Genomic DNA, 25804 nt, shown 5'->3' with positions numbered 1-25804 from the left:
TCCTACTTCACAGGCAGGCCGCTGGCCTTCCACCCCGTGCCGGGGCCATGCCTGTCTTCGAAGCCATCAGCAACGTTCGTCAGCGTCCTGTACCCGGCCTGGGCAGCCAGTGCGGCAGCCTTCTGCGACCGCATGCCTGAACGGCAGATGAAAAAGATCGGCGTGGCCTTGTCCGGCACGGCCTCTTCCAGTCCGTGGAGGAACTCGGCCTCACTGCCTGCCCCCCATGTCAACGCCACAACCTTCCGGCCCAGAGCTCCCAGCTCTGGCAGGCCCACCTGCGCCCATTCCTCCGGTGTACGGACATCCACCAGCACGGCCCGTGCATCAGCCTGAAGACGGTCCCAGCTTTCCTTCGCAGTACAATGTTCCATGTCAGCCTCCTTTTACGCAGGCGCCCCGTCCCGGCCATGTTTCGCTCCCCCAACAGACGGGCGAACATTCACGACCCGGAACCGTACAGCCAGACCTGCACTCATCATACAACCTGATGTTGTTCCGCTCTCCCCAGAGTTCAATGGCGAGGAGAGTATTATAACCATCTTAAATAGTTATAATGATTCTTCCACACCATTTTACGTAGAACATAATGATGATACCTTCTCTGCCATCATGACCTCGCCCCACACCATCCACCGGAACAAAGCACATATGTCACATCTGTCATCCCATCCTCACGCCTTGCCCTGCCCCTCTCTGGTGGAAGCCATTGGCAATACCCCGCTCATCCGCCTGCATCATGCTTCCGAGATCACGGGCTGCACCATCTATGGCAAGGCGGAATTCATGAATCCCGGTGGGTCCGTCAAGGACAGGGCAGCCCTTTCCATCATTCAGGACGGTTTTGCCCGTGGTGCCCTCAGCAAGGGCGGCACGATCGTGGAAGGCACAGCGGGCAACACGGGCATCGGCATCACGCTCGTGGCCCATGCACTGGGCTGCAAGGCCGTCATCGTCGTGCCGGAAACCCAGAGCCGGGAAAAGCTGGACTTCCTCCGCATGATCGGAGCGGACCTGCGCCTCGTGCCCGCCAGACCGTACCGGGACCCCGGCAATTACGTGCATGTCTCCCGCCGTCTGGCCGAAGAAACCGGGGCCTTCTGGGCCAACCAGTTCGACAACACGGCCAACCGGGACGCCCACCGCACGACCACGGCCCCAGAAATCTGGTCCCAGCTGGACGGAAAGGTCGACGCCTTCACCTGCTCCTGCGGGTCCGGCGGTACACTGGCAGGAATCGCCTTCGGCCTGCGGGAGCTGGCCCAGCGGGATGGCCGGAAATCTCCCGAGATCGTCCTGGCCGACCCGGAGGGCTCCGGCCTGTATGGCTGGGTGACCGCCAATGACCTCAGCATCACCGGCAGTTCCATCACCGAAGGGATCGGCCAGTCCCGTGTGACGGCCAATCTGGAAGGCTGTGCGCCCGATCACGCCGAACGCATCCCCGATGCCGAAGCTCTGGAACAGATCTACCAGCTCACCATGAAAGAAGGTCTCTCCGTGGGTGGGTCATCAGGCATCAACATTGCTGCGGCCATCCGCACGGCCCGCCGTCTCGGGCCGGGGCATACCATCGTCACCATCCTCAGCGATGGCGGGGCACGATACCAGTCCAAGCTCTTCAACCCGGACTTCCTCCGCAGCAAAAACCTGCCCACCCCGCCCTGGATGTGACATCCCGGGCTGGTCCGCTCCTAACGGCGGATCAGCCGGGCGGCAAAGAAGCCATCCATGCCCCCCTGTGCCACGTTCATGCCCGGATGGGTACGGAAGTACCCTTCCTCCGTGCGGGCACGGGGAAGAGCCGCCAGCTCATCCTCCGTAAAAGGAGACAGCTTCCACCGGCCATCTTCCAGAGCGTGAGCGATACGCTGCGGACCTTCCTCATCCTGAAGGGAACAGACGGCATAGAGCAGCATCCCGCCCGGCTTCAGCATGTCATAGGCGGCATCAATGAAACGGTCCTGCCCCGCTGCCAGCGTGGTGATGTCCCGGGGGCGTTTGATCCACAAGACATCCGGGTGACGCCGCAGCGTCCCCGTGGCCGAGCAGGGCGCATCCAGCAGCACGGCATCCAGCGGCCCGGAAGGACGCCAGCGAAGGGCATCCCCCACAATGACCTCGGCCTTCAGCTGGAGGCGGGCCAGATTCTCCTTCAGCCTCTGGGCACGGGGCTTCTCACGCTCCACGGCCATCACCTCGGCACCCGCACAGAGCAGCTGGGCCGTCTTGCCCCCCGGTGCGGCGCACAGGTCGGCCACCCGCTTCCCCCGCATGTCGCCCATCAGCCGGACCGGCATGGCCGCCGCCGTGTCCTGCGCCCAGAACTGCCCTTCCGCAAAGCCCGGCAGGTCTGCCATTTTCGTACCCGCCGGGTAGCGGACCGTCCCCGTCGGCAGGGGCTCGCCCCCTTCCGGGGCCTCATAACCAGGCTTCACGGTGAGGTCCAGCGGCGCTTCCTGATAGAAACCCTGCGTGATGGACCGTGCCCGCCGCCCCCAGGAACTCCAGAGCCAGTGCGGCACATCCAGCCGGGCATCATCCAGCCCCTCCTTCAGCGTTTCAGCCTCCCGCACCACACGGCGCAGGACGGCATTGGCCAGACCGGCAAAAGGCGACAGGCCACGCCGGTGCAGGAGGTCCACGATCGTGCCCACGGCCGCATGAGGGGGTGTCTGAAGATGGATGATCTGCGCCACACCCAGCAGCAGGGCACAGCGGACCGGCTCCGGCGGCTGGCGGCGGAGGAGCGGCTGGAGCAGCTCCGTCATGCTGCCCAGATGGCGGAGCGTGGCCGCCGCCAGACGGTGGGCCGCCGCACGGTCCCGCCCCTCGCAGCTGCTGCGCTCCAGCGTGGTTTCCAGCATCCGGCGGTGTTCCACCACACCGCAGATGATGTCGAAGGCCAGATCCCTCACCGGGTCTTCATGGCGGGAAATGGAGGCAGGGCGGGCAGCAGGCCGCCGCCCCCGGCCACCCTTGGGGTGTGAACGGGCTGGACGGGGAGAAGAAGCATTTGTCATGCGCCCGTTTTCAGGAGTCAGCGGCAGGAAAGTCAAGATGGTTTTTACACGCCCCCTTGACCCTCCCCGCCAAAGGGGCTGCAATCCATCAATCATGACAGACCATACCATCGCCCATGCCTTGGAAGGCATCCAGACCCGCATCAGCGCCGCCTGCCAGAGGGCTGCCCGCCCGGCGGAGGCGGTCAGCCTCGTGGCCGTCAGCAAGTTCCATCCGCAAAGTGCGGTACAGCAGGCCCTTGAAGCTGGGCAGCGCATTTTCGGGGAGAACCGCGTGCAGGAGGCCGCCGCCAAATTTCCTGCCCTGCGGGAAAAATGGCCGGACCTCCGCCTGCATCTCATAGGCACGCTCCAGAGCAACAAGGCAACCGAGGCCTGCGCCCTTGCCGACGTGATCGAAAGTCTGGACCGCCCCTCCCTCAGCACGGCGCTGGAAAAGGCGTCCCAGAAAACGGGCCGCCTGCCTGAGCTGTTCGTGCAGGTGAACATTGGTGATGAACCGCAGAAATCCGGCATCGCCACCTCGGAGGCGGACCGGTTCATCGAGGATGCCCTGCGCCGTTTTGGCCAGCATGTGAAAGGTCTCATGGCCATCCCGCCCGCCGACGAAGACCCGCGCCCCTTCTTCCACAGGCTGGCGGAGATGAACCGCCGCCATGGCCTTCCCGCTCTCTCCATGGGCATGTCGGCCGACTTTGAGACCGCCATCGCCGAGGGGGCAACACTTGTCCGTGTCGGCACGGCCATCTTTGGAGACCGCCCCGCCCCGTAATATCGGCATGACAGGGATGACAGTTTTTTCGGGCTGTCTCTTGCATTCCCCATAAAAAAACTGTCATGAAGCCAGAATCATTACAGCCTGTGCTTCCTTCCGTGGGGGCACTTCTGCCTGTCTTCCTGCGGGGGATGGGTGTCTATCAGTCATACAGGATGGTTTCACCATGTCTGAACAGGATAGCGTGTCCCTCAAGGAATCTTCTTCTGACGCCCGGTATCCCAGCTCTGTTGGTACGCCAACGGCAGCACCACCGCCGCCGGAGCCCGGCGGGCACAGCCACCCCAAGGGCATTGGCGCCATGCTGGCCGCTCTGGGTGTCGTATATGGCGACATCGGGACCAGCCCGCTCTACGCCCTGCAATCCTCCATCCGCAATGTCGGGTCGGAAACCCACCCCGCCCATGCGTGGGAAGTCATCGGGCTGACCAGCCTCACCTTCTGGGCCCTGATGCTGGTTGTGACCATCAAATATGTCATTCTCATCATGCGGGCCGACCATAACAAGGAGGGGGGCATCATCGCCCTCATGGCTCTGGCGCAGCGTGTCTGCAAATCCAACTATTTCCGCTGGGTCTTCGGGCTGATCGGCATTGCCGGGGCCTGTCTGTTCTTCGGGGATGGCATCATCACACCAGCCATCTCCGTCCTCTCCGCCGTGGAAGGGGTGGAGGTCTCGGTACCCGAGGCTTCAGCCTTCATCATCCCGGCGGCCATCATCATCCTGCTGGGGCTGTTTGCCGCCCAGGCTCTGGGCACTGGCAAGATAGGCCGGGCTTTCGGGCCCATCATGCTGGTATGGTTCTTCACCATCGCCATACTGGGGGCAAGAGGGATCATGCTGCATCCGGGTGTGCTGCTGGCCCTGTCCCCGCTGGAGGCCATCCGCTTCATCGTCACGCATGGCAAGCTGTCCTTCATTGCGCTGGGATCGGTCGTGCTGTCCGTCACCGGGGCGGAGGCCCTCTATGCCGACATGGGCCATTTCGGGCGCACACCCATCCGCTTTGCATGGCTTTTCCTTGTGCTGCCTGCCCTGACGCTGAACTATTTCGGGCAGGCTGCCTCCATCATCCACAACCCGACCACGTTGGCCAATCCTTTCTACTATCTGGCCCCGCACTGGATGCAGATACCCATGCTGCTGCTGGCGACCATGGCCACCATCATTGCCAGCCAGGCGGGCATCTCTGGCAGTTTCTCCCTCTGCCGCCAGCTCATCCAGCTTGGTTACCTGCCCCGCACACGCATCATCCACACCAACCCGCATGAGGAAGCGCAGATCTACCTGCCGTCCCTCAACTGGCTGCTGGCCTTCGGGTCCGTCGTGCTGGTCATCGCCTTCCGCTCCTCTGCGGCCCTGGCTTCTGCCTACGGCATCGCCGTGACAGGGACCTTCCTCTGCACCTGTGTGCTGGCCATGGTGGTCTTCCGCCGTGTCTTCCAGTGGAAGAGCTATGCCGTGGGGACCGTGTTCGGCTTCTTCTTCATCATGGATGCCGTCTTCTTCTCCTCCAACGTGATGAAGATTCCGGATGGAGGGTGGGTCCCGCTCAGCATCGCCGTTGGCAGCACACTCATCATGACCACATGGCAACGTGGCCGCCAGCTCATCCGCAACACGAAAAAACGTGATGCCGTGCCGATGGGCTCCTTCATCACCCGGCTGACCCAGTCCCGCACCATCCGTGTGCCCGGTCTGGCCGTCTTCCTGACCTCGGACCCGGAAATGGTGCCGGATGCCCTGCTCTACAACCTGCGGCACAACAAGGTCCTGCACCAGACGGTCCTCTTCGTCACCGTGCAGACGCTCGACCAGCCGGAAGCGGACCCCGACCAGCGCATGACTGTCAAGGAACTGGCACCAGGCATCCGCCGGGTCATCATCCGTTACGGCTTCATGGAGATGCCCAACCTGCCCCTGACACTGGCTGGCATGACAGAAATGGATTTCGACCCCATTCAGGCGTCCTATTTCACCTCGCATGACCTCGTCTTCCGCTCCAAGGTGCCGAAGATGTCACTCTGGCGGATGTGGGTGTTCCTCTATCTCCTCAACAATGCCACGTCGATTTCCGAGTTCTTCCGGATTCCGCCGGAGCGTGTCATGGAGTTCGGGGTACGGGTTGCGATCTGATCGTGGCCCACCAGCCCCTTCCGCTTTCGCTCTACATCCACTGGCCTTTCTGCCTTGCCAAATGCCCGTACTGTGATTTCAACTCCCATGTGCGGGAAACCATCCCTCAGGAGCGTTTCGCCAACGCCCTGAGGGCCGAGCTGGAGCATGAAACCACACGGCTGATTCAGGACGCCCCCCGGCAGCTTGTCTCGATCTTTTTCGGAGGGGGAACGCCCTCCCTCATGCAGCCGGAGACGGTCCATCATCTGATCGAGGATGCCCGCCGCCTCTTCCCCAGCGTGAATGACCTCGAGATCACTCTGGAGGCCAACCCCACCAGTGTGGAGGCCGATAGGTTCCGTGCCTTTGCAGAGGCAGGTGTCAACCGTCTTTCCCTCGGCGTGCAGAGCCTTGATGAGACCGACCTGGCCGCTCTGGGGCGGCAACATTCGGCACGACAGGCCATTGCGGCCCTGGAGCTGGGACGCAGCATTTTCCCCCGCCTCTCCTTTGACCTGATCTATGCCCGCCCCGGCCAGACGGAAGAAAAATGGCGTGCGGAACTTCGGCAGGCCCTGGCTCTGGCCGCAGACCACCTTTCACTCTACCAGCTGACGATCGAACCCGGCACGAAATTCGAGGCCCAGCACAGGCGGGGCAACCTTGTCCTGCCTGAGGATGATCTGGCGGCGTCCCTCTACATGATGACCCGTGACGAAGCCGCCCGTTTCGGCCTGCGTGACTATGAAATCTCCAACTATGCCATCCCCGGTGCCGAAAGCCGCCACAACCTCACCTACTGGCATTATGACGACTATCTGGGCATTGGCCCCGGTGCCCACAGCCGCCTGACCTTCAGGGACCAGCTCCACGCCACACGCCGCCATCGTGCCCCGGAACCCTGGGCAGAGCGTGTGGAAACACATGGGCATGGCACAAAGGACGATGAAACACTCTCACCGGACATGAAGGCTCATGAAGCCCTGCTCATGGGGCTGCGCCTGCGGGAAGGCATCAATGCGGCCCATTTCAGCAGACGGACCGGCCTGCTGCTGCGAGACTGCCTCGACCCCGTCATGCTGGAGGCCTGTCTTGAGGAAGGCTATCTGGAACAGGATGCCCAGACCCTCCGGGCCACGGATGAAGGCCGTCTCCGGCTGGAAGCCCTGCTTGGCCAGCTTGTTCTCTGAACGCCACCTTTGAAAAGAACAGACTGCACCCCATCTACAGGGGCAGCCTTCCATCATCCACAGCGTGATGCCCGCCATGTCTGCACAGAAAGCCCCCACCCTCCACATGATAAAGCTGATCGTAGGCTGCACCTCCCCCGAGATGCTGCGGGACTGGGTGGCGGTGGAACGCCACAAGGGGACAGCCTACGTGCGCACCCGCACCATGCCCAAACGGGCTGAGGAAATCGTGCAGGGTGGCGGGTCCATCTACCGGGTCATCAACGGTCTCATCATGTGTCGGCAGCCCATCATCGGGTTTGACAGCTACACCCGGGATGACGGCCATCCCGGCACGCTGATCCTCGTCTCGGACGAGGTCATCCCGACCCAGCCACGGCCCATGCGGCCTTTTCAGGGCTGGCGGTACTTCAAACCGGAAGATGCTCCACCCGATCTTGGTCAGGAGGCCGCTGATCTCCCCGATGACGGGATCAGTTCCCTGCCGGCCTCCCTCCGCAACCAGCTGTCCGAGCTGGGCCTTCTGTAACGGTCAGGAACAGCAGGCCATCACGGCCCGGAGCTGATCTTCCAGACCACTGCTTTCGGCGGGAAATGTCCCTTCCAGAGCCGATGTCCCCACGGTGAACCCCGCCGCCCCGGCCTGCCGGACCGTCCTGATCTGTTCCGGTGTGCTGATGGACCCTGCCACAATCACGGGTTTCTTTACAGCTGCACAGCTGGCCCGGATGACCTCCGGGACATTCCCGTCATTCCGGTACGCCAGCAGGTCCAGCCCCGTCACGGCGGGATGGGCGGCCCATTCCACCGCATTGCGGGCTATTTCCTCCGGTGAGCCTTTCAGCACGCTTGGATGCCCCACAACATGCCCTGCAAACGGGTAGTAGGCTACGTCATGCCCTGCCAGAAGAGGCAACACATCCGGCACATGCGTGCCTCCCATCAGGCAGTCCACCCCCAGGGACAGCCCGGCCTTGACGGAATCCAGCTCCCGCTCCCGGTCCGGTGACACGATTTCCAGGTATGAAGTCGCTCCAGCAGAACGGATCCTGTCCGCCAGTATCCGCAACTGCTCCACGGGCAGACCAATATCCTTGAAGCCAACATGCCGGATGCCCAGCCGCAGGGCGATATCCACAGCCTCCAGAGCATTGTCCACCGTGCGGTCATCACGGGTCAGCATAAAAATGAACCGGAGCGCTTCCATCATCCCTCGTCCCTGACTGTCCTGATCCTCTCTCCCTCATATGGGATGCACACCATACCCAGCCAAGCCCCTATGGACATTCCCCCCCAGCCCCTCCCATGATGGCGGGCCAACATGGCTACAGTGACAGGACACGCCACCATGAACGATACGCCCCACAAGACCCCCGATGACTCCATTGAGGCAGCCTTTCAGGATGATGAGCAGACCATCACCGGAGAAGACCCTTTCCTGCTTTTTCATGAATGGCTGACGCTGGCCGGCACGAAGGAACCCAATGACCCCAATGCAATGGCTCTGGCGACGGTTGATGAACATGGCCTGCCCGATGCACGCATGGTGCTGCTGAAAGGCGTTGATGAGACAGGTTTCATCTTCTACACGAACAGCGAATCTGCCAAAGGACGGGAACTGGAAGGCAACATGCAGGCGGCCCTGCTCTTCCACTGGAAGAGCCTGCGCCGACAGATCCGCATCCGGGGCCGGGTCTCACGTCTTCCTGCCGTAGATGCGGACGCCTATTTCGACTCCCGCCCCCGGGCGAGCCGCATCGGCGCCTGGGTCAGCCAGCAGTCCCGCCCCATCGCCAGCCGCAAAGCCCTCTGGAAGGCCGTGACAAAAGAAACGGCCCGTTTCGCCATCGGGCCCATCCCCCGGCCACCATACTGGAATGGCTATCACGTCACCCCGGCCTCCATGGAGTTCTGGATGGACAAACCATTCCGCCTCCATGACCGGGTACTCTTCACCCGTACACAGGATGGCCAGCACTGGACAACACAGCGTCTTTTTCCGTGAGAGCAGGCACAAAAAAAGGTGCGGGCCCAAAAACCCGCACCTTCCCATGGTCCATGACTGGCAGAGGCTGTTCTACCGCCCTGTCATGATGCGATCGACCAGCTCCTTGACGGTCGGAATATGCCCATTGGCGTAGAACGGGTCTGTGGCAAAGCGCCACGCATTCGTTCCACCGAAGACCAGATTGTGATCCACGATCTTTTTCTGCTCCTCTGGCGAGACATCCTGCAAATGGGAGATCGTCTGAAGGGTCTTCTGAATACAGAAAGAACGGGGATCCGCCCGCTGGCCTGTGCTGAAGGTCGGGCCCTTCTGGCTCCAGTTGGAGAAACGGCACTGGGAAAGGCACCCCATGCAGGCCGCCTGATCAGCCAGAACCTGCCGGGCCGTCTCCAGCGTCTCGAATACCACAGTATCATCCGGCGTCCGCATGGGCTGGATATACCCGGCGGCCTTCCAGCGATTCACCTTCTCGGCATCATCAGCCCGGACAAAAACCTCCCGTCCTCGCCCGCCCAGACAGATGGGCGTATCAAATTCGGCTTCTGCTGCCGCACGGAAAGCAATCTGTCGCTCGGACCGCTCATACAGCTCCCGCAGGAAACCATTTTTCACGGCCGATGAATAAAAACCTGTCGGAGAGAAACGGTTCAGATAGACATCACCCTCCTTCAGCGTCAGCAGCAGCTGCTTCCACGCATCCGGGACAGGGCTTTCCTGCGTCAACAAGGGGCGGGTACCGAACTGGAAAGCAATCAGCCCGATCTCGGGGTTGTCCAGCCAGTCACTCCACTCTTCCAGATGCCAGACACCACCAGCCATGATGATGGGCACATGCTGAAGGCCAAAACCATTCATGACCTTCCGCAGGGCTGCCACACGGTGGTAGGGCTCCTCCGGTTTCAGAGGGTTTTCCGTATTCGAGAGGCCATTATGTCCGCCGGCCCGCCAGGGGTCCTCATAGACAACACCGCCCAGCAGCTCGGAAAAACGCACATAGGAGCGCTTCCAGAGCGCACTGAACGCACGGCCAGATGAGACGATCGGGTAGTAATGTATCCCGAACTGCGCCGCAATTTCAGCCAGCCGGTAGGGCATCCCTGCGCCACAGGTCAGCCCCTGGATCAACCCGGGAGCACCTTCCAGTATCCCGGTGATGACTTCCTCGGCGGCGCCCATTTCCCACATGAAATTGGCATGAACACGGCCACGGCCACCGGAAATGTCCCGGGCTATCCGTGCCTGTGCGATACCCCCTTCTATGGCATAGCGCACCAGCTCGGCCTGCCGCTCCCGGCGTGTCCGGCCATGATAGACCTGCGGAACAGGATTGCCCTGCTCGTCATAACTGTCCGCATTGACAGCAGAGAGCGTTCCGACCCCACCTGCCGCAGCCCAATGACCCGCAGACACACCATTGGAGACAGAAACACCTTTGCCCCCTTCGACCAGGGGCAGAACCTCCTGACCACCAAAACGGACGGCATTGATCGACTTCATAGAGGCCAGATGTCCCCACTACTCAATCACAAAACTCACTCATGCAAAGGGAGCCTGGGCTCCCCTCACACATCCTTACTCCGCATCACGACGAGGGCGACCCGGCTTTGCGCCAACGCTCTCCGTAATGTCCGCACCAGTCTCCTGGTCCACGACACGCATGGAAAGCTTCACCTTGCCACGATCATCAAAACCAATGACCTTGACCTTGACGGCATCACCCTGCTTGACAACATCCGTTGTCTTGGCGACCCGACCATCCGTCAGTTCGGAAATATGAACCAGACCATCCTTGGGGCCAAGGAAGTTCACGAACGCACCGAAGTCGGCCGTCTTGACAACCTTCCCATCGTAGATGCGTCCCATCTCCGGTTCCGCCACGATGCCCTCAATGCGGCTGATGGCCTTCTGGGCCTGCTCATCACTGGCGGCAGCAATCTTGATGACGCCGTCATCCCCGATATCAACCTTGGCACCAGAATATTCACAAATCTCACGAATGACCTTGCCGCCCGATCCGATCACATCACGGATCTTCGCAACAGGAACGGTCATGGTCGTGATCTTCGGTGCATTGCCAGCCACGTCGGAGCGTCCCTCGGAGAGGGCTTTGCTCATTTCACCAAGAATGTGCAGACGGCCTTCACGGGCCTGCTCCAGCGCCACCTTCATGATTTCCGGCGTGATGGAAGTGATCTTGATGTCCATCTGGAGAGCGGTCACACCCTCGGACGTACCAGCAACCTTGAAGTCCATATCCCCAAGGTGATCCTCATCCCCAAGAATATCTGTCAGGACAGCATGGCCACGCTCTTCCTTGATAAGGCCCATGGCAATGCCCGCCACCGGGCGCGGCATGGGTACGCCGGCATCCATCAGGGACAGGGACGTTCCACAAACCGTAGCCATGGAGGAAGAGCCGTTGCTTTCCGTAATTTCGGAAACGACACGCAGCGTATACGGAAAATCTTCCTTGGACGGCAGGAGCGGATTGATGGCACGCCATGCCAGCTTGCCATGTCCGATCTCACGACGGCCCGGAGACCCCATGCGGCCACACTCACCAACGGAGAACGGCGGGAAGTTGTAATGCAGCATGAAGCGGGACCGGTATTCCCCCTCCAGCGCATCAATCACCTGCTCATCCTGACCTGTCCCCAAGGTGGCGACAACCAGCGCCTGCGTCTCGCCACGGGTGAAAAGGGCAGACCCATGAGAGCGGGGCAGCACACCAACCTCAGCCATGATGGGACGCACCGTCTTCGTGTCACGGCCATCGATGCGGATGCCCGTTTTCAGGATGGTGCCACGGACAACCTGTGCCTCCAGATCCTTGATCATCGGCTTGGCCAGCTCGGCATCAAAGCCTTCCTCCTCAAGGGTGGCCACGATCTTCTCGCGAGCTGCGGCGACCTTCTCCACACGGGCCTGCTTGTGGCGTTCCTTGTAGGCCTCGGCAATCAGCTTGTTGCCCACCTTGTCCACACGCTTGCGCAGGGCGACCTCTTCCTTGGAGACCTCCGGCAGGTCCCACGGGGCACGGGCAGCCGATTCTGCGAGGTCGATGATCGCATCAATCACCGGCTGGAAAGCCGTATGACCCAGCATGACAGCCTCGAGCATCTCATCCTCGGAGAGCTCCTGCGCCTCGGACTCAACCATCAGCACACCCTCGGACGTACCGGCCACCACGAGGTCCAGCGCACTGTCCTTCACCTGGCTGAGGGTCGGGTTGACAACAAACTTGCCATCAATGTGACCGATACGGGCAGCCCCAACCGGACCGAAGAAGGGAATACCGGACAGTGTCAGCGCTGCGGAACAGCCAATCAGAGCCACCAGGGCCGGATCATTTTCCATGTCATGGCTGAGGACCGTGGCAACGACCTGAACCTCATTCCGGAAATTGTCCGGGAAAAGCGGACGGATCGGCCGGTCGATCAGACGGGAGGACAGCACCTCATGCTCGGACGGGCGGCCTTCCCGCTTGAAGAACCCGCCGGGAATCTTGCCTGCAGCGTAGGCCTTCTCCTGATAGTTCACGGTCAGCGGAAAGAAATCCTGCCCCGGCTTCACAGTCTTGGCACCAACGGCAGTACAGAGCACGACCGTATCACCATAGGTGACCACAACGGCCCCATCAGCCTGACGGGCAATCTTGCCCGTCTCAAGCACCAGCGGACGACCGGCCCATTCAATTTCTTTGCGGAAATAATTGTCAAACATTCTGTCTTCCTCCGGAAGCAATAATCACGGCCCGACCGGTACCAGACTACAAACAGCGTTTCGGACGGCATGGCGAGGATGACGCACCAGACGCGTCATGACACCATGTGGCCTGAAACGCCGGAAAAGCGTTTTCTGGCAGCTCAACCCGGGCCCAAATCCGGGGGAGACCTCTCCCCCGGAGAAAGGTCGAAAATCAGCGGCGCAGGCCGAGACGTTCGATCAGAGTCTTGTAGCGCTCTTCGCTCTTGCGCTTCAGATAATCCAGCAGCGCACGACGGCGACCGACCAGCATCAGCAGACCACGACGGGAGTGGAAGTCCTTGTTGTGGCTCTTCATGTGCTCGGTCAGGTTCACGATGCGCTCGGTCAGCAGGGCGACCTGCACTTCCGGGGAGCCCGTATCACCTTCGGCACGACGGTATTCAGCGATAAGCTGGCTGCGACGTTCAGCTGTAATCGACATCCTGTTCTCCAAAAAACAAATGATTTTCCAACATTCTGACTGCCCGCAACCGCCCTTCGGCAACCCGGCACAGCCCGATGACATGCTCCCCGATCATGACCCGCCAGAGTGGAACAGTCTCCACCCCATCAGGCACGCCCCCCTCAAGATGGGCCAGCGTGACAGCCTGCCCACAGATCAGGGATTTTCCTTCCGCTTTCGTGACGGCCAGCGCCGGGATGTCGACCAGCGCGGTCGCCGCCTCCAGCAGAGGAACCGGAAGAACACATGCCTTGTCTCTAGTTTCGTCCGTTTTGTCCAGCCCTAACTGTTCTGCTGAACAAGCATGGGAAAGATCAAACGGCCCGCATTTTGTGCGCCGCAGAACAGAGATATGCCCCACAGTACCACAGGCCAGAGCAATATCCCGCGCAAGCGACCGCATATAAACCCCCTTGCCTGACTGGACGTCAAAAACGGCCGTATCGGCATCGGGGCGGTCCACGAGAGTAATCGAATCGATTCGAGCAGGACGGGGGGGAAGTTCCGGCGGACGCCCCGCCCGGGCCAGATCGTAAGCCCGCTGCCCACCGACACGAAGAGCCGAAAAAACTGGAGGCACCTGCATCACATCCCCGCAAAGCGAAGGCAATACAGCCCTGATATCTTCATCCGATGGCCGGACATCGGACGTTGCAAGAACATCACCCTCCCGGTCATCCGTCGTCCGGCTTTCACCAAAAGAGAGGGTAAACCGATACCGTTTGGTTGCATCCATGATGTACGGAATGGTGCTGGTTGCCTTACCAAAGGCGATCGGCAGAACACCTGACGCCAGAGGATCCAGAGTCCCGCCGTGGCCGGCCTTGCGTCCATCAAAAAAACGCAGCAGCCGGTTGACCATCGTTGTGGAACTCGGCCCCAATGGCTTGTCCAGAATCAGCCAGCCATGGATGTCCCTACCTCTCTTGCGTGCCATCAGTATTCTGGCCCGGCCTCAGTCTTCATCATCCAAAGCCTGGTCACGGTGCAGGTCCCGCTGGACCTCTGGCGAGCGCAGGATGCTCTCCACTTCCATCGCATGCTCCAGAGACGTATCAGGCTGAAAATGCAGCTCCGGCACTGTCCTCAGACGCAGGGCCGTGGAAAGACGTTTCCGCAGGAAAGAGGCCACACGCTTCAGAGCTGGCAGGACAGCCTCAACATCATCTCGCCCCAGACGTGTGACGAACACCGTTGCATGGCGCAGGTCCGGTGAAATACGGACCTCCGTTACCGTGATGGTCACACCATAGAGTTCCGGGTCGCGGAACTCCGTTCTGGCAAACAGTTCTGCGAGAACATGGCGGACCTCTTCAGCTACACGCAGCTGGCGGGTGCTTGGGCCGACGGCGCTTTCACCCGCCGGCCCGAGGAGGTCAAAGGAAGGCCGCGTCTTCAAGCCGGGATCTCTTCCATCTCATAGCATTCAACCACATCACCTTCCCGCAGGTCGTTGTAACCGGCGAAGGAAAGGCCGCACTCATAATTATGAGCCACTTCACGGACATCATCCTTGAAGCGTTTCAGCTGGCTCAGCTCACCCTCATGAATGACGACGTTGTCACGCAGCAGGCGTACGCCACAGCCACGTTTGACGACACCCTCGGTGACGTAGCACCCGGCAACCTTGCCGACCTTGGTAATGTTGAAGACCTGACGGATCTCTGCATAACCAAGGAACTTCTCCCGATGCTTCGGTGCGATACGTCCTTTGACCAGCTTCTCCACATCATCAGAGACCTGATAGATGATGGAATAGTAGCGGATGTCCACACCATCACGCTGGGCCAGCTCACGGGCCTGAACGGTAGCCCGCACATTGAAAGCAATGATGACAGCATTGGACGCCTTGGCCAGCTGCACGTCACTTTCGGTGATCTGACCAACGCTGGCATTCAGCACCCGCACGGCCACTTCCTCATGGGAGAGCTTCTCCACCGTTGCCTGAATGGCTTCGGCAGAACCCTGCACGTCCGCCTTGACGATCAGGGCCACTTCCTTCTGCTCACCAGCCTGGATGCGGGCCAGCATCTGGTCCAGCGTACCACGGGCAGCAACCTGCATGGCGGTGGCCTTCTCCCGGGCCTTGCGCTGGCGGAACTCGCTGATCTCACGGGCACGGTTCTCGCTATCGACAACCACAAACGGCGCACCGGCATCCGGCACCCCGCTCATGCCCAGAATCTCGACCGGCACGGACGGTCCAGCCTTCTTGATCTGCTTGCCATGATCATCAAGCAGCGCACGGACACGACCCCAATGGGCTCCGGCCACCACGATGTCCGTCCGGTTGAGCGTCCCTTTCTGGACCAGCACCGTTGCCACGGAACCACGGCCACGATCCAGGCGGCTCTCGATGACGGCACCCTCGGCAATCCGGTTCGGATTCGCCTTCAGGTCAAGAATCTCGGCCTGAAGCAGGATGGCTTCCAGCAGACGGTCAAGACCATCACGCTTGAGGGCGGAGACCTCCACCTCCTGCGTGTCGCCACCCATGCTCTCCACCACGATCTCATGGTTCAGCAGCTCATTGCGGACACGGTCCGGATTGGCGCCAGGCTTGTCCATCTTGTTGATGGCCACGATGATCGGCGCATTGGCAGCCTTGGCATGTCTGATGGCCTCAATCGTCTGCGGCATCACACCATCATCAGCAGCCACCACCAGAACGACAATGTCCGTCACGGAAGCGCCACGGGCACGCATGGAGGTGAAGGCTTCATGGCCCGGTGTATCGATGAAGGTTACCTTCTGACCGGAAGCCACGGTTACCTGATAGGCACCGATATGCTGGGTGATCCCACCAGCCTCGCCATGGGCCACGTCTGTCGTGCGCAGAGCATCCAGCAGGGAGGTCTTGCCATGGTCTACATGGCCCATCACCGTCACGACCGGCGGACGGGGCTTCATGTCTTCCGGCTTGTCCTCAATGCCCTCGATGCCCAGCTCAACGTCACTGTCTGCCACACGCTTGATGCGATGGCCGAATTCACTCACGACAAGCTCGGCCGTATCACCATCGATGCTCTGGGCAGCCGTTGCCATGACGCCCATCTTCATCAGCATCTTGATGACCTCGCCCTGACGGGCAGCCATACGGTTGGCCAGTTCACCCACGGTGATGGTTTCCGGCACGGTCACGTCACGCACGACACGAACCTGATCGGAACGCAGGCGCTCCAGCTCGGCCTGACGGCGCTCGCGGTCACGCTGACGCCGGACGGAAGCCAGCGAACGGGTCTTGCCGTCATCACCTTCAATGGCGGCACGGACGTCAATACGGCCTGACCGACGGTCCTGACCACCACCCCCGCTGCGGCGGGGCGAAGAACGGCGGGACGACGGAGAAGAACGCCGGGCGCCACCGGCACCGCCACGACGGGAAGGCCCTGCTCCCTCGTCATCGGCACCTCCCACGGCCCCAGTGCGTCCCCGCAGGTGCAGCGTCTCGCTGGCGTCATTGCTGGAACGGGCTGAAGAAGCCCGTGAAGACGCCGCCGTATTCAGCGGGCGGCTCGGCATGATGGCCCGCTCGGCCAGCGGACGCAGACGCTTGGTCGGCTCGGCCAGCTGCACACCCCCGGTCGTGGAACCCGTCAGCGGCGGCGGCACCTTCCGTTCAGCTTCCTGGCGACGGGCTGCAACTTCGGCCTTCTTGCGAACTTCTTCCTCGGCCGCACGGCTCCGGGCCTCTTCCTCTTCCTGGGCACGACGGCTTTCGGCCTCAGCCTTCTGCCGGGCCTCTTCCTCAGCAGCGGAACGGATACGGATCTTCTCGGCTTCCCGGCGGGCTTCCTCTTCTGCCTCACGCCGGGCAGCCTCTGCGGCGGCCTCAGCCAGAACGCGCTGGCGCTTTTCCTGCTCGGAAGCCGTCAGGCCACGGACACCAGCCGTGGCACGACCGCCACGCCCCCCTGCGGCCCCGCTTCTCTTGGGCTTGCGCACTTCAACCCGGACCTCCTTGGAGCGCCCATGGCTGAAGCTCTGTCTTACAGAGCCAGCCTCTACGGTCCGCCCCACGTCCTTGCGTCCTGCCGGACGCAGGGACAGGCGGCCGGAGCTCTTGCCCTGCCCTTCTTTTGGGGTGGTCCCCTTTGGAGTTCCGTTCTGGTTGCGCTCGTTGCCGTCGCTCATAATTTCTGCCTGTTCCTTACTGCCCTACCGTATCAGGGCCCGGGAGCGTGCCTTCGGCCACCCCCGCAAATCTCTTATATTCTGCCTTCAGCCGCTCTGCCAGAGCGCCAGGAGCCATCACGGCATAAACCGCACGCTCCCTCCCGAAGGACGCTGCCAGGATATCCCCCGGCACCCAGACCACCGGCAGCTCCCGCTGGCCTGACAGCAGACGGGCCACCTCATCCTGGCTCGCACCTGCTGCACAAATGACAACCCCGACTCTGCCAGCAACGATCCGTTCCCGACACTTCTGGAACCCACAGACCGCCTCACCAGCGCGTCGGCCCAGACTGATACCATCCAGAAGGCGCTTTGCCAAACCATCCCTGAGAGACTCCACAAGCCCCACAGGCACGTCCACCTTCTGCCGCGCCGCCCGGGAGAAGGCCCGAGCCAGCTGTCCATCTTCCAGAACAGCCCTGTCCGCCTGCACCCACATGCCACGCCCGGGCAGCCGGGCGGCAAGGTCCGCCACGATCTGGCCATCGGGCCCGACGACAAACCGTATCATGTGACACGGCTCACCATGTGTGCGGCTGATCAGACAGCGCCGCCGGGATGAGGCACGACGCCCCCGCCCGGACGGGCCATCATCCACATCGGGGATATGATCCTCAGTCGTGACCCGAGTCTCCTTCACCAGCTCCCTCGTCACCCTCAAACCAGTGGGCACGAGCGGCCATGATGATCTCATTGGCCTCGGCTTCCTCAAGTGGCTCATCACCACCCAGAAGCTCGATCAGCTCATCGGCAGCGAGGTCGGCCAGGTCATCCAGCGTCCTGATCCCCTTCTCCCCGAGTTCAACCAGAACCTGGAGGGAGAAGACACCAAGATTGACCAGATCATCACTGACACCCAGCTCACGACGCCGCTCATCCAGAGCCTGCTCACGACTGGCCAGATAATTGTTGGCACGGTTCATCAGCTCTTCGGCCACTGCCTCATCGAAACCTTCAATGTCGTGCAGCTCTGCCGGGTCGGCATAGGCCAGGTCCTCGATGGTATGATAGCCCTCGGTTACCAGCAGTCCGGCAATGACGTCGTCCACATCCAGCTCATTGACGAACTGGCTGGTCCGCTTGCGGAACTCTTCCTGACGGCGTTCCGATTCCTCAGCTTCGGTCAGGATGTCGATGTCCCAGCGGGTCAGCTGGCTGGCAAGGCGAACATTCTGCCCACGCCGACCAATGGCCAGTGAGAGCTGCTCATCCGGCACCACGACCTCGACCCGGCCGGCATCCTCATCCATCACCACCTTGGTCACCTCAGCAGGCGCCAGGGCATTCACCACGAAGGTAGCCGCATGGGGACTCCAGGGGATGATGTCGATCTTCTCCCCCTGAAGTTCCGCCACAACAGCCTGCACACGGGACCCACGCATACCCACGCAGGCACCGACCGGATCGATGGAGGCATCACGGGACTCGACAGCCATCTTGGCACGGGAACCCGGGTCACGGGCCACGGCCTTGATCTCGATGATCCCGTCATAGATTTCCGGCACTTCCTGCGCAAACAGTTTGGCCAGGAAGCCCGGATGGGTACGGGAGAGGAAAATCTGCGGCCCGCGGGGCTCGTCACGCACATCGTAAATGTAGGCACGAATGCGGTCGGAGTTGCGGAACTCCTCACGGGGGATCATTTCATCACGACGCAGCAGCCCTTCGGCCTGACCGCCCAGCTCCACCATAAGGTTGCCGTATTCGGTCTGCTTGAGCGTCCCGTTGATGATCTCACCCACACGGTCCTTGAACTCGTCATACTGGCGTTTGCGCTCATACTCACGCACACGCTGGACGATCACCTGTTTGGCTGTCTGCGCCGCAATACGGCCGAAATCGATCGGCGGCAGAGGATCGACGATAAACTCACCTTCCTGGATCTCAGGCCGGAATTTCCGGGCGATCTTCAGGGGAATCTGGGCATCCTCATTTTCCACAACCTCGACGGCTTCCGTCCAGCGGCTCAGCCGGACCTCTCCCGTCTTGCGGTCGATCGTGGCACGGATGTCCTTCTCATGCCCATATTTCGCACGGCCAGCCTTCTGGATGGCCTGCTCCATGGCTTCGAGCACCTGCTCACGATCAATATTCTTTTCCCTTGAGACCGCATCAGCGACCAGAAGCAGCTCAGGACGGGTAACAGATGTGTCCATCAGATCGGACCTCCAACCAGCATAAGACGGGTCATCAGTTTTTCTTCCCCGGCTTTTTGGGTTTCAGCTTTGGCGCCCGGCGGGTCCTGCCATCGGCCTCGGCTTCGTCTTCCTGCGCCACGCCTGCCAGCGCAGCACTTGCCTCAATCAGCTCATCCGTCAGGACCAGCCGTGCCTTGCGCATGTCATCCAGCGGCAGGGCCACTTCCTGCCCGTCATCCAGACGAAGCAGGCCAAGCCCGTCACGCTCGCCAAGGACAATGCCGGCAAAACGCTTGCGACCATCCAGCGGAACCTCCAGCTCCACCTTGGCCAGATGCCCGGCAAAACGTTCCCAGTCCTTCGCCCGGGTCAACGGACGGTCGATCCCGGCAGAGGAAACCTCCAGCATCCATGCCCCTGGTATCGGGTCATCCACATCCAGCACAGCGCCCACTGCGTGGCTGATCTGCTCGCAGTCATCAACACTGATGAGCGAGCCATCGGCACGGTCGGCCATGACCTGGACGGTCGGTGTCTCATGCCCGAGAACCGAGAGGCGTACCAGCTCGTACCCCATGTCGGCCAGAGTCGGGGCAATCCTGTCCGCAATGCGTGCTTCCAGCCCGCTCAGACGGCGGATACCATGGGAGCTTTCACCCTCATGAAACGGAGCGGATGGACCGGACTGGTCCGACGATGTGGAAAAATGATCCAAAACAAAAAAGGCGGCCCATCAGGGCCACCCCCCAAAAGAGCGGAAAGTGAAAACATCTCCCTGATACGACAGAGCCACACCCAATGCAAGCACTTCCCGCCCGCAACTGCTCGACAGGGAAAAGATGAAAGAAACGCCATTCTGCCTTCCTGCCCTTATGGTATATGGTGATACGAAATGACAGCCATGAACCAGCCCTCCCCCTCTCCCGAACCACAGAAACAGCCTCTCTGGCGCCCCGTGGCCGTGGTTGCGGCCGTTGTGGGACTGGGGGGCGTCCTTCTGGCATGGCATGGCCAGCCATCTCCGCATGATGCCGCCCAGCCAACACCACAACCCCAGGCGGCGGAACAGGCCATTCCCATGGCGGCAGGCTCACTCCCGCTCTCCATGCTTCCCCCAGATGATGCAGCCCGGGCCATTGCCCGCAGCACAATCCCTGCCCAGCAGAAACCTGCCCTTCTGGCCGCACTCAAGGACAACCGCATCCGGCTGGCAGCCCTCCCCCTGGCCGATGCGGCAGGCCATGCGGGACAAATGCTGACCGTAAGCAGCAGTGGCATCAGCCAGCAGATCATCCTCGGCCCCAGAGCACAGGCCGTGCTGCTCCCCATCGCCCGGGAAGGCATCGTCACACTGACACGCACCAGTCCAGCAGGCATGGGCCCCGTATCCATTGCAACGCTGGACATGTTCCATAATGTCGTGGTCCTGCCTCCCCTTACCCCTGCCAGCCCTTCCTTCGCCATCCCGGTGGTTGTCCAGTAGCTGTCAGGAAAAGGACTTGACCCCATCCCGGCCTGCCAGTGAAAACAGGGGGTTCCCCTCCCGGCAGGATGCAGAAGCCCATGATGAAATCCCTGATCCCCTGGCTCTCCCGCATGATGCCCCTGATGATGGCGGCCTTCCTGATACTGGCGGCTGTCCAGCTGGCTCTCATGGTCCATCTCTCCCCCACAACCCTGCTGCATGCGCTGCTCGTTGCTGCCAACTGGGCCCGCCCCGGCTATCTTCCCGCCGGGATCGCCGGGCTTGCCCTCTCTCTTGCCGGGGTGTTCTACTGTCTCTCGTCCGACCGTCTGGCCCGCCGTGGCCTGCGCCACAGAAAGAGTCTTCTCATGGATGTTCTCAGCCGTCTGACCAACCGCACCGCTCTGGAGGAAATGCTGGCACGCCAGCAGCGTGAGAGTGCCATCAATGCTGAAGAGCTGGCCGCTGCCCTGCGTGCCCGTGTCATCGGGCAGGACCAGGTCTGCGAGGATATTGCCCAGCAGCTGCGCCGCCGGCTGGCTCTCCAGAACCGTGACCGTCCCGTCGGGGTCTTCCTCCTTGCTGGGCCGCCCGGTACCGGCAAGACCTATCTGGCCAAGCAGATTGCCAACCAGACGGAACGCCCGCTGCTGCATTTCGACATGACCCAGATGTCCAGCCCGCATGCTGCCACACAGCTTTTCGGCTCTCCCAAAGGCTATGTTGGGTCTGACACGTTCGGGCGGCTGACAGGTGGCCTGAAGGAAAATCCCGATGCCGTCGTCCTGCTGGATGAGATCGAAAAGGCCCACCCGGACGTCTTCAAGAAATTCCTTACGGCCTGGAATGACGGCCATGTAACGGAAGCCTCCACCAACGAGCTGGTACCAACCACACGGGCCATCTTTGTTCTGACATCAAACATTGCCACGGATGCTCTCAGTGCCATTGCGGACAGGCTGGCTGACGAGCCCGAGAAAATGCGGGCCGAATCGACCGAAGCCCTGCGTCGGGCCGGGTTTGCGCCGGAGGTCCTGAACAGGCTGGACCGCATCTTCGTATTCCGTGCGCTGCGGGGGCTGGACCTCGCCCGTGTGGCTGCTCTGGAAATTGAGCAGATGATCCGTGGCTACGGGCTGAATGTTGAAGCCGGTGGCATCGACCCTGCCCTTCTCTTCGAAATCCTTCAGCGCCAGCAGAAACTGGGCAGCATGGCCAGTGCCCGGGATATTCTCCGGTCCATTGAAGACATGATCAGCGACAGCCTCATCACGGCCCGCCAGCAGGGACGCACCCATGTCCACCTCGTCATGGAAGGAGAAGGACGCATCCGGGCTGAAACAAGCGAAGAGCCTCAGGAAAGAATGAACAAGGCCAGCCTGTGAAGCATCTCCTCCGTACCTGCATCTCCCTTTGGAAGCAGGCCCCCCTGTGGCGCCTCTCCTTCATGATCGGGCTTGGCGGGCTGATGATGGCAGCCTTTTTCCCAACCCCCTGGCTGAAAAAACAGGCTCCCTGGCTCCCCGGCATGGCGCCAGCAGCAACGCACGCTCCTCTCGATTCAGCTCATGCAGACGGCGGCCCGGGCGATGCTGACAACGCACCCTCCGGGCCGATGCCGGTGCATCTGCAATATCCCAGCATGTCTGAGATTGTACGGGATCGTGTTATCCTGGGTGGCCATACCATTCCTCTACCCAAAGGAGAGTGGCACCCCATTCTCTCCGCCCAGATCAGCAACGAGTCCCCCCTCTCTTTTCTGGCTCTTGTCCGTACACATCAGGGGGCCATTACCGGCCTCATCATCGCCCAGGCAACCCAGCAGCCCATTGCTCTGGACCGGGCTGGGAACGTGACGGGCATCTGCCATGATGACCGCAACTTCCTCAATCACAGCCTGCCGGTCTCTCCAGCAGGAGAAGACTGCATCGGCTCTGGTACTGTGGTGATACAGGGCAATGATGTCAGCACCAATCCACTCATCAACCAGTCCATCGCCCGCTTGCAGGCCCTCGGCGTCACGCCCATCCCCCCCCTGTTTCTGGCTGTCCAATGGCGACACGTCGCTACCACGACGGATGGTCAGGCCCAGGTTGGCCTTGTGGACACGCTGATTCCACCACTGGACCAGCAGACCCACCAGCTGCTTGCCCCCATTCCCGTCTGGTCCAGGGATGCGCTGTCACCCTACCCCGAGGCCAGAACATTCCTGACCAGGATGCGCAGCTGGGCGCTGGAATGGCAGAAAGCCCTGCAGCTGGGGTTCGGGAACCAGTTGCAGGGTCACACCCCGCCACCGGACCCGCTGATCCCCTGATGGGGCCTTCAGTGATGCCCCTTGGCGACGACGCGCCCCATGCGCTTCTCCGCCATGCGGGCGAGGCGCACAAAAGGCAGGCCAACCAGAAGATAGGCCAGACCGACCATGAGCCCCGTGCCGATATAGTCATAATAGGTTGACGAGAGACGGATATAGGTCTGGCTCAGCTCTGTCAGCGTGATGACGGAAACGAGGGAACTGTCCTTGAGCAGGGCAATGAAATCGTTCGTCATGACGGGTACGACCGTGCGGAAGGCCTGCGGAACGATCACGAGCCGGAGGGCCTGCATGTGGGTCATGTTCAGGGCGATGGCCGCTTCCATCTGTCCACGGGGAACAGAAAGCAGCCCCGCCCGGTAATTTTCCGCCTCATAGGCCGCATAATTCAGCCCCAGCGACAGCACGCCCGCCGCAAAAGGCGACAGACGCAGACCAAAAGCAGGCAGTCCATAGAAAATGAACAGCACCTGTATCAGCAACGGCGTGCCCCGCACGATCTCCACATACAGCCCGGCCAGCCAGCGTAACGGTGCCACCCCGTAGGCCCGGGCCAGAGCCAGCACCAGCCCCATCGCCACGGCAAGCACCATCGCCAGAGCCGACACGCCCAGCGTCATCAACGCCCCGCTGCCTATCAGAGGCAGAAAACTGACATAACGGTGGACCATGGCCTGCACGCTGCTGCCGGACATCCGCTCCATCGTCTGGCGGTAATCCACCCAGGCCGTTGGCTGGACTGTTGAGAGAGTCTGATCCCCCGTGTAATCGGCCATCTGCGGCGTCCAGAGATTCCAGCGGGCCAGAATCTGATGCAGGGTGCCATCGCTCATGAGATCACCCAGAACGGAATCCACAGCATCACGCAGGCCGGGATTGTTCTTGGGGAAGGCAATTCCATAAGCCACACGACCGATCGGCGGCCCAACGAGCTTCAGATCATCCGACCGGTAATAAAGGGCAATAGGCTCATCAATCAGAATGGCATCAAGACGTCCGTTCTTCAGGTCAGAAAACAGATTTGTCTCTTCATCATAAGAGCGCACATTGGCCGGATCGTGATCCAGCAGAAGACGCTCGGCAGCCGTGCTCTTGATGGTCCCGACCACATGGCCTTTCAGGGCATCAAGCGTGTCCAGCCCTTTTTCATCATTCCGCAGGACAATCCGATCCACCGTCACATAATAGGGCCGGGAAAAGAGCACGGCAGCCTTATGCTCCGGCGTCATCTCGATGCCATCGATGACCAGGGCATACAGGTCCCGTGAGAGGCCGGGGATCAGCCCGTCCCAGCCATTCTGTACGAAACGCCCATGCCGTCCCATCCGGGCGCTGATGGTCTGCATCAGGTCATATTCAAAACCTGTCATCCGCCCTTCATGGGCTGGATCGTGAAAGACGTAAGGCACGTTGGCCTCTCCGTCCGACGCCCAGGGAAGGTCCCTGTCATCCGTAGCACCGGGAACCCGCAGGGAAGCTACTGCTGGAGTACCGCCTTCAGCCCAGGCAGGAGCGGACAGACCTGCCATACCCCACAGCCCGAACAGGGCCAGAGCCAGCGCAAACATCACACGCTTCATCACCGTGCCCCCATTCATCAAAGGAGTGTCCGCAGGAAACGCCGGGTTCCTGCCTCACGCGGGTTGGCGAACATCACATCGGGGTCGCCACTTTCCACAATCTGTCCAGCTTCCATGAACAGCACACGGTCCGAGGCCGCCCGGGCGAAACGCATGTCGTGCGTCACGACGAGCTGGGTCATACCCTCCGCATCCAGCGCCCGCATGACGGACAGCACCTCTTCGGAAAGTTCCGGGTCCAGAGCGGATGTCGGCTCATCATACAGCATGACGGAAGGCTTCATCGCCAGAGCACGGGCAATGGCCGCACGCTGCTGCTGCCCGCCGGACAGACGGTCCGGGTAACGGTTCTTCACGGCGGCAAGGCCAACCTTCTCCAGCAGTTCGCAGGCAACATGCTTCGCCTGCGTCTCACTCATGCGTTTGACCTGCATGGGTGCCAGCATGACGTTCTCCAGCACCGTGCGGTGTGGAAACAGGTTGAAGGACTGGAAGACCATGCCCACATGGCCGCGCAGACGGTGGGCCTGAACCTCGTCCGCACGGCGCCATGAGCCCGTACTGGCCACGGTCACATCCTCAACCCGCACCTCTCCGGCATCAGGATGTTCCAGAAAATTGAGACAGCGGAGGAACGTTGATTTCCCACAGCCGGACGGCCCGATGATGGAAATCAGCTCCCCACGTTCCACTTCCAGAGAAATTCCCCGCAGAATTTCATTCCCGGCGAAAGACTTGGCGATACCGGTCGCCTTCAGCACCCAGTCAGTCAGTTCCGAACATCCTCCTGCACGCTACAACAT

General features: G+C 61.3%; 23 protein-coding genes. 9 read left to right on the top strand and 14 right to left on the bottom strand.

Going from position 1 to position 25804, the window contains the following annotated elements:
- Positions 1-2: 2 nt before the first annotated feature.
- Positions 3-374 (bottom strand): rhodanese-like domain-containing protein, encoded by a 372-nt coding sequence (locus DTQ13_RS06545; protein ID WP_043560957.1) that lies wholly within the window; start codon positions 372-374, stop codon positions 3-5.
- Between the two features lie 277 nt (positions 375-651).
- Between DTQ13_RS06545 and DTQ13_RS06540 the strand changes: the two genes are divergently transcribed.
- A complete protein-coding gene (locus DTQ13_RS06540; RefSeq protein WP_043560960.1) occupies positions 652-1674 on the top strand; it encodes a cysteine synthase A in 1023 nt (340 codons plus the stop codon).
- A gap of 20 nt (positions 1675-1694) precedes the next feature.
- On the opposite strand, the gene DTQ13_RS06535 is transcribed toward DTQ13_RS06540, so the two are convergent.
- Positions 1695-3023 (bottom strand): RsmB/NOP family class I SAM-dependent RNA methyltransferase, encoded by a 1329-nt coding sequence (locus DTQ13_RS06535; RefSeq protein WP_248460375.1) that lies wholly within the window; start codon positions 3021-3023, stop codon positions 1695-1697.
- A 94-nt stretch (positions 3024-3117) separates the two neighbouring features.
- Between DTQ13_RS06535 and DTQ13_RS06530 the strand changes: the two genes are divergently transcribed.
- From DTQ13_RS06530 to DTQ13_RS06515, 4 genes are all read left to right on the top strand, one after another.
- Positions 3118-3795, top strand: coding sequence for a YggS family pyridoxal phosphate-dependent enzyme (locus tag DTQ13_RS06530; protein WP_052349214.1), 678 nt, complete (start codon positions 3118-3120; stop codon positions 3793-3795).
- A gap of 169 nt (positions 3796-3964) precedes the next feature.
- On the top strand, positions 3965-5935 hold the full coding sequence (locus tag DTQ13_RS06525; protein ID WP_043560963.1) for a potassium transporter Kup: 1971 nt from the start codon (positions 3965-3967) through the stop codon (positions 5933-5935).
- Positions 5932-7107, top strand: a complete 1176-nt coding sequence (gene hemW, locus DTQ13_RS06520; RefSeq protein WP_408902126.1) for a radical SAM family heme chaperone HemW — start codon at positions 5932-5934, stop codon at positions 7105-7107. Before DTQ13_RS06525 ends, hemW begins: the two co-directional genes overlap by 4 nt.
- Positions 7108-7183: 76 nt before the next feature.
- Complete coding sequence (locus DTQ13_RS06515) at positions 7184-7636, top strand: DUF1489 family protein (protein WP_248460373.1); 453 nt, start codon at positions 7184-7186, stop codon at positions 7634-7636.
- A gap of 3 nt (positions 7637-7639) precedes the next feature.
- Here DTQ13_RS06515 and DTQ13_RS06510 read toward each other — a convergent pair whose 3' ends face one another.
- Complete coding sequence (locus tag DTQ13_RS06510) at positions 7640-8317, bottom strand: 4-hydroxythreonine-4-phosphate dehydrogenase (protein ID WP_232317267.1); 678 nt, start codon at positions 8315-8317, stop codon at positions 7640-7642.
- A 138-nt stretch (positions 8318-8455) separates the two neighbouring features.
- Between DTQ13_RS06510 and pdxH the strand changes: the two genes are divergently transcribed.
- Positions 8456-9112, top strand: coding sequence for a pyridoxamine 5'-phosphate oxidase (gene pdxH / locus DTQ13_RS06505; RefSeq protein WP_248460372.1), 657 nt, complete (start codon positions 8456-8458; stop codon positions 9110-9112).
- 72 nt (positions 9113-9184) lie between these two features.
- Here the strand turns inward: pdxH and DTQ13_RS06500 are convergent, their stop codons facing one another.
- From DTQ13_RS06500 to rimP, 9 genes are all read right to left on the bottom strand, one after another.
- Positions 9185-10612: a nitronate monooxygenase family protein gene (locus DTQ13_RS06500; protein ID WP_248460371.1), complete on the bottom strand. Its 1428-nt coding sequence runs from the start codon at positions 10610-10612 to the stop codon at positions 9185-9187.
- Positions 10613-10687: 75 nt separating this feature from the next.
- Entirely contained in the window at positions 10688-12838 is a 2151-nt protein-coding gene (gene pnp, locus DTQ13_RS06495) for a polyribonucleotide nucleotidyltransferase (RefSeq protein WP_081562601.1), read from the bottom strand.
- A gap of 196 nt (positions 12839-13034) precedes the next feature.
- Entirely contained in the window at positions 13035-13304 is a 270-nt protein-coding gene (rpsO, locus tag DTQ13_RS06490) for a 30S ribosomal protein S15 (protein WP_043560974.1), read from the bottom strand.
- Positions 13288-14262: a tRNA pseudouridine(55) synthase TruB gene (truB, locus tag DTQ13_RS06485; protein ID WP_043560977.1), complete on the bottom strand. Its 975-nt coding sequence runs from the start codon at positions 14260-14262 to the stop codon at positions 13288-13290. The genes rpsO and truB overlap by 17 nt, the downstream gene beginning before the upstream one ends.
- Before the next feature lie 18 nt (positions 14263-14280).
- Positions 14281-14724: a 30S ribosome-binding factor RbfA gene (gene rbfA, locus DTQ13_RS06480; RefSeq protein WP_043560980.1), complete on the bottom strand. Its 444-nt coding sequence runs from the start codon at positions 14722-14724 to the stop codon at positions 14281-14283.
- Complete coding sequence (infB, locus tag DTQ13_RS06475) at positions 14721-17459, bottom strand: translation initiation factor IF-2 (RefSeq protein WP_248460370.1); 2739 nt, start codon at positions 17457-17459, stop codon at positions 14721-14723. The genes rbfA and infB overlap by 4 nt, the downstream gene beginning before the upstream one ends.
- Positions 17460-17475: 16 nt before the next feature.
- A complete protein-coding gene (locus tag DTQ13_RS06470) occupies positions 17476-18141 on the bottom strand; it encodes a DUF448 domain-containing protein (protein WP_227449778.1) in 666 nt (221 codons plus the stop codon).
- Positions 18116-19657 carry a transcription termination factor NusA gene (gene nusA, locus DTQ13_RS06465; protein ID WP_043560987.1) on the bottom strand — a complete coding sequence of 514 codons (1542 nt, stop codon included), beginning with the start codon at positions 19655-19657 and terminating at the stop codon, positions 18116-18118. Before nusA ends, DTQ13_RS06470 begins: the two co-directional genes overlap by 26 nt.
- 34 nt (positions 19658-19691) lie before the next feature.
- Positions 19692-20279 (bottom strand): ribosome maturation factor RimP, encoded by a 588-nt coding sequence (gene rimP / locus DTQ13_RS06460; protein WP_081563379.1) that lies wholly within the window; start codon positions 20277-20279, stop codon positions 19692-19694.
- Positions 20280-20531: 252 nt separating this feature from the next.
- On the opposite strand from rimP, the gene DTQ13_RS06455 reads away from it, so the two are divergent.
- From DTQ13_RS06455 to DTQ13_RS06445, 3 genes are all read left to right on the top strand, one after another.
- Entirely contained in the window at positions 20532-21122 is a 591-nt protein-coding gene (locus DTQ13_RS06455; RefSeq protein WP_248460369.1) for a hypothetical protein, read from the top strand.
- 83 nt (positions 21123-21205) lie between these two features.
- Positions 21206-22489 (top strand): AAA family ATPase, encoded by a 1284-nt coding sequence (locus DTQ13_RS06450; protein WP_086431826.1) that lies wholly within the window; start codon positions 21206-21208, stop codon positions 22487-22489.
- Positions 22486-23421 (top strand): hypothetical protein, encoded by a 936-nt coding sequence (locus DTQ13_RS06445; protein ID WP_248460368.1) that lies wholly within the window; start codon positions 22486-22488, stop codon positions 23419-23421. Before DTQ13_RS06450 ends, DTQ13_RS06445 begins: the two co-directional genes overlap by 4 nt.
- A gap of 8 nt (positions 23422-23429) precedes the next feature.
- Here DTQ13_RS06445 and DTQ13_RS06440 read toward each other — a convergent pair whose 3' ends face one another.
- Positions 23430-24950 (bottom strand): ABC transporter substrate-binding protein/permease, encoded by a 1521-nt coding sequence (locus DTQ13_RS06440; protein ID WP_052349215.1) that lies wholly within the window; start codon positions 24948-24950, stop codon positions 23430-23432.
- 68 nt (positions 24951-25018) lie between these two features.
- A complete protein-coding gene (locus DTQ13_RS06435) occupies positions 25019-25762 on the bottom strand; it encodes an amino acid ABC transporter ATP-binding protein (protein ID WP_081562607.1) in 744 nt (247 codons plus the stop codon).
- Positions 25763-25804 lie beyond the last annotated feature (42 nt).

Origin of the sequence: Parasaccharibacter sp. TMW 2.1888, assembly GCF_023167265.1 — a bacterium.
Taxonomy (GTDB): Bacteria; Pseudomonadota; Alphaproteobacteria; order Acetobacterales; family Acetobacteraceae; genus Bombella; species Bombella apis.
Note: the sequence above shows the minus strand (reverse complement) of the source record. Positions and strands in the feature narration are given on the sequence as shown.